Source organism: Floccifex sp., assembly GCF_051873495.1.
Lineage (GTDB): Bacteria > Bacillota_I > Bacilli_A > Erysipelotrichales > Erysipelotrichaceae > Floccifex.
The window spans coordinates 1-4,786 of sequence record NZ_JBJEEX010000123.1; the positions used below are offsets into that span (position 1 = coordinate 1).

A 4,786-nucleotide genomic window follows, 5' to 3' on the forward strand; every position below is an offset into this window, starting at 1 on the left:
ATATAAAAAGTGAACCTCCTAAATTCGATGTCCAAATTTAGGGGTTCACTTCAAAATTCGTTTAGAGCTTTTTTTAAAGACCATTCTAATTGTATTGTCATGAACAACCAGATAACAGGTTCACAAAGACAGACACCAAAATATCCAATATAAGGAATCAATAAATAAGTAAAAATCACTTTTCCTACTAATTCAATGATACTTGAAACTAAAGGAATGATTTTCTTTCCAAGTCCTTGTAGGGAATTACGATCATTTAATAAAACAACTAGAATAATCATACTAGGGATATTGATTCGTAAATAGAGTGTTGCGTTATTGATAATCTCTGGATTTGAAGAACCGCTTAATAAATGTACAAAAGTTGGTGCTAAAAAGAAAACAACAATAGATACAACACAAACATATAGAATTCCTAATTTATTCACAAAATGAATGCCTTCGATAATTCGTTTTTTTTGATTGGCTCCTCTATTTTGGGAGACAAACGTTGAAATCGATGAACAAAGAGCTCCTAAGAATAATGAAAATATACTTAATAATTTACGAGCACTGGTATGGGCAGCAATAATATCGGTTCCAAGTTTATTAATCGCAAATTGTAGTGTTACAGTTCCAATCGAAACAATACTTACCATTAATCCCATTGAAAAACCTTGTGCAGCTAAATCTAGGGATATTTGTTTATCAAATGAGAATTTATTTGGGATTAATATTTTAGCTTTCTTAAAAATTAATCCAACACAAATAATAGTAGACAAAATTTGGGCAATGACTGTGGCAATGGCAGCTCCTTGTATTCCCATATTTAATTGGGTAATAAATAAAATATCAAGAATTACATTTAATACTGATGAAATAATTAAAACAATTAAAGGTGTTAAACTATCTCCGATGGCTCGTAATAAACCAGCGGATAAGTTATAGAACATCGTAACGACTAGAAATAAACTAATACATTGAATATAAGATAGAGCTTGTTTAAAAATTGTACTTGGGGTATTTAATAGTGTTAATAAATTGGGTAAGAAGAAATACGATAAAATAGTTAATGATATTGAAAATATAAGACTTAAAAGAATCGCATTGGCTACGGCTTTCTTTAGTTTATCGGTTTCCTTAGCTCCATAATATCTTGAAATCACAATCCCAAATCCTAATCCCAATCCATTACAAAAACCAACAATTAACTCAAAAATAGCTCCTGTACTTCCAATGGCAGCTAATGATAAATCACCTAGGTAATGTCCAATGATTAAAGTATCAATGGTATTGTATAGTTGTTGAAATAAATTGGAAAAGAAAAAAGGAATCGAAAACAAGAGAATACTTTTTTTGATGTTTCCTTGTGTTAATGAACTTTGATTCATAATCTCCTCCTAAAAAACGTATGAATTATATCATAATTAAATGATTTTTATGGTATTTCATGATATATTTATTCTGTTAAATTGTGTAAAAAATAAATAAAATATAGGAAAGGAAATGCGCTATGGCAAAAATGGAAGAAAGATTAGAATCATTAGTTGCTCGTCACGAAGAAATTAATGAATTAATGATGCGTGATGATATTGTTTCCAATCGTAAAGAAATGGCGAAATTAGGGCGTGAACAAAATGAGTTAATGCCTGTGGTAGATACTTACAACGCATATAAAAAAGCTTGTGAAGAATTAGAAGATGCCAAAGCATTGGCAAAAGAAGACGATAAAGAAATTCATGAAATGGCTATGATGGAAATTGAAGAATTAGAGCCAAAAATTCAAGAATACTTAGATAAATTGGAATTATTACTAGTTCCTAAAGATCCTAACGACTCACATAACTGTATTATTGAAATTCGTGGAGCTGCTGGAGGAGATGAAGGAAATATCTTTGCCGGTGACTTATTTAGAATGTATTCAAAATACTGTGAATCAAAAGGATGGCGTGTAGAAATCATCGAAATGGAAGATAGCGAAGCCGGTGGATATTCACTTGTTTCTTTCAAAGTAAATGGAGAAGGCGCTTATGGAACATTCAAATTTGAATCTGGTTCCCATCGTGTACAACGTGTGCCTAAGACAGAATCACAAGGTCGTATTCATACTTCTACAGCTACAGTTTTATGTATGCCAGAAATTGAAGAAGAAGACTTTGATATTGATATGAATGATTTAGAAATTGAAACAATGCGTTCATCTGGTGCGGGAGGACAGCATATTAATAAAACCGATTCAGCGGTTCGTATTGTGCATAAACCAACAGGTATCGTTGTTAAGTGTCAAGACGGTCGTTCTCAACATGAAAACCGTGCGACAGCTTTAATGACAATTCGTGCTCGTGTATATGAAGAAAGACAAAGAGAAATCGATGAAAAAGCAGGAGCAGAACGTCGTACTAAAATTGGTACCGGAGATCGTGCTGAAAAAATCCGTACTTACAACTATCCACAAAATCGTGTGACAGATCATCGTATTGGTTATACTGTTAACCAATTGGATCGTATTATGGATGGTCGTTTAGATGATTTGATGAGCGCACTTCAATTAGCGGATCAACAAGCTAAATTAGCAGGTGAAAAAGAATGACATACCATTCTTTAATTGTCGAAGCCAAGGATCGTTTATTCAAGGCCAACCAGGGAGAACAAGCAGCACAGTTGTTGATGGTTGAATTGTGTCGACAAAAAAATATAAATTTATATGTTTCAATGAATGAAGAATGTGACTTGGAAATTGAAAAAGACTATTTAAAAGCCGTTGATGAAATGGAACAAGGAAAACCACTTGGATATGTATTAGGATATGAATGGTTTTTTGGATACGATTTCATCGTAAATGAAAATGTGTTAATTCCTCGTCCAGAAACAGAAGAATTAGTTGAATTAGTGCTTCAAAAATTTGATGATAAATTTCCTGAATTTGAGCATGTTACTTTATTCGATGTGGCAACAGGTTCAGGTGCTATTGGAATTACTTTAGCTTTAGAGGAACCTAAGTTTGATGTTATCGCATCGGATATTTCTAAGGATGCTTTAAATGTTGCGATTGAAAACAACAAGAAATTAGGGGCTCATGTGAATTTTATTTGTGGAAGTATGTTAGATCCATTTGTGGAACGTGATCTACATTGTGATATATTAGTGTGCAATCCACCTTATATTCCTCAAGACGAGCAAATGGAACATTCGGTTGTAGATTATGAGCCACATGTTGCCTTATTTGGAGGCGAAGATGGATTGAAATTCTATCGTGATGTGTTTGAAAAAGCTCATTTAGTATGTAATGAACATGCTTTATTAGCTTTTGAAATGGGATATCAACAAGGCGCTGCACTTTCACAGTTAGCTCGTCAATATTTCCCAGAAGCAACGATTGAAGTTCATAAAGATATGAGTCAAAAAGATCGCATGTTAACAATTGAGTTTTAGAAAGAAGGAAACGAAATGTTAAAAAAGAATTCTGTTTGTTGGTGTGGATCCAATAAAAAGTATAAAAATTGTCATGAACAATGGGACAACACCATTTCCGTGTTAAAGCTACAAGGAAAGAAAGTTCCTCCTCATTCTTTAATTAAAAATGAAGAAGATATCAAATGGATTAAAAAAGCCGCTAAAATTAATAACGAAGTATTAGATTTAGTAGGAAGAGAAATTAAAGCCGGAATGTCAACAGAAGAAATTGATATTTTAGTACATGATTATACAGTTAGTCATGGTGGAATTCCTGCTTGTTTAGGATATGAAGGATTCCCTAAGAGTTGTTGTACATCAATCAACGATGAAGTATGTCATGGAATTCCAGATAAAGACATCATCCTTCAAGAAGGAGATATTATAAATGTCGATTGTACGACAATTGTTCATGGACACTATGCCGATGCATCACGAATGTTTTGTATAGGACAAGTAAGTCCAGAAGCAAAAAAATTAGTAGATGTCACAAAAGAATGTATGGAAGCCGGTATTAAGGCCGTTCGTCCTTGGGGTTATTTTGGTGATATTGGAGCGGCAATTCAAGAAGTTGCGCATAAAAATGGATACAGTGTTGTAACTGATTTCTGTGGACACGGAGTTGGAAATGATTTCCATGAGGATCCATATGTACATCACGTAGGTATTCGCAATACTGGAATGGTCATTGCACCAGGTATGGTATTTACGATTGAGCCTATGATTAATGAAGGAAAGCGTGAATTATTTATTGATGCGGATAATGGGTGGACAGCTTATACAGAAGATGGTTTATTATCAGCACAATGGGAAAATACAATTTATGTAACAGAAAAAGGAATAGAAATTTTAGCTTACTAAAATTTCTATTTTTCTTTTTAAATGGAAGCGTTTACAGTTGAAATTTGAATAAAATCTTGTATTTCAAAATAAATTATTATATTATCTACAAGTAACAGAAAGGAATTTTTTAGTTTATGGCAAAATGGACGCAAGAACAATATGCAGCTAAAATTCAAGAAAAGAAAGTAGAAGCTCATAACAAACAATGGTTATATATAGAATTAAACGCAGGAGAACTTAAGGAAGAATGTGAACCTGGAGTAAGTAATATGTCTCCTTGTTGTAAAGCTATGGTAGATGCCATGTTAGAAGGAGATGGATACATTGTTGAACCTAAGATTCGTACAAAAGTTGCGAAATCATTAACAGTTCGTTACTATGTAGACAATTTAAGTCCATCACGTAGAAAATATTCAGACGTTGTAAATGGGTAAAAAAAATGGAGGATAACCTCCATTTTTTTATTACGAAGTAAATACCACGCGCTATGTGCGTGGTACTGTACCTTTTA

General features: G+C 33.1%; 5 protein-coding genes. 4 read left to right on the forward strand and 1 reads right to left on the reverse strand.

Translation table 11 applies throughout. From position 1 onward, the window contains the following. Positions 1-50: 50 nt before the first annotated feature. Positions 51-1,370, reverse strand: a complete 1,320-nt coding sequence (locus ACI313_RS07955) for an MATE family efflux transporter (protein ID WP_439755724.1) — start codon at positions 1,368-1,370, stop codon at positions 51-53. A 122-nt stretch (positions 1,371-1,492) separates the two neighbouring features. Between ACI313_RS07955 and prfA the strand changes: the two genes are divergently transcribed. From prfA to ACI313_RS07975, 4 genes are all read left to right on the forward strand, one after another. Continuing rightward, positions 1,493-2,569: a peptide chain release factor 1 gene (gene prfA, locus ACI313_RS07960; protein WP_320608427.1), complete on the forward strand. Its 1,077-nt coding sequence runs from the start codon at positions 1,493-1,495 to the stop codon at positions 2,567-2,569. Further along, positions 2,566-3,411, forward strand: a complete 846-nt coding sequence (prmC, locus tag ACI313_RS07965; protein ID WP_320608426.1) for a peptide chain release factor N(5)-glutamine methyltransferase — start codon at positions 2,566-2,568, stop codon at positions 3,409-3,411. Before prfA ends, prmC begins: the two co-directional genes overlap by 4 nt. Before the next feature lie 15 nt (positions 3,412-3,426). After that, complete coding sequence (gene map, locus ACI313_RS07970) at positions 3,427-4,293, forward strand: type I methionyl aminopeptidase (protein ID WP_439755725.1); 867 nt, start codon at positions 3,427-3,429, stop codon at positions 4,291-4,293. Between the two features lie 116 nt (positions 4,294-4,409). Continuing rightward, entirely contained in the window at positions 4,410-4,709 is a 300-nt protein-coding gene (locus tag ACI313_RS07975) for a hypothetical protein (protein ID WP_320608424.1), read from the forward strand. Positions 4,710-4,786 lie beyond the last annotated feature (77 nt).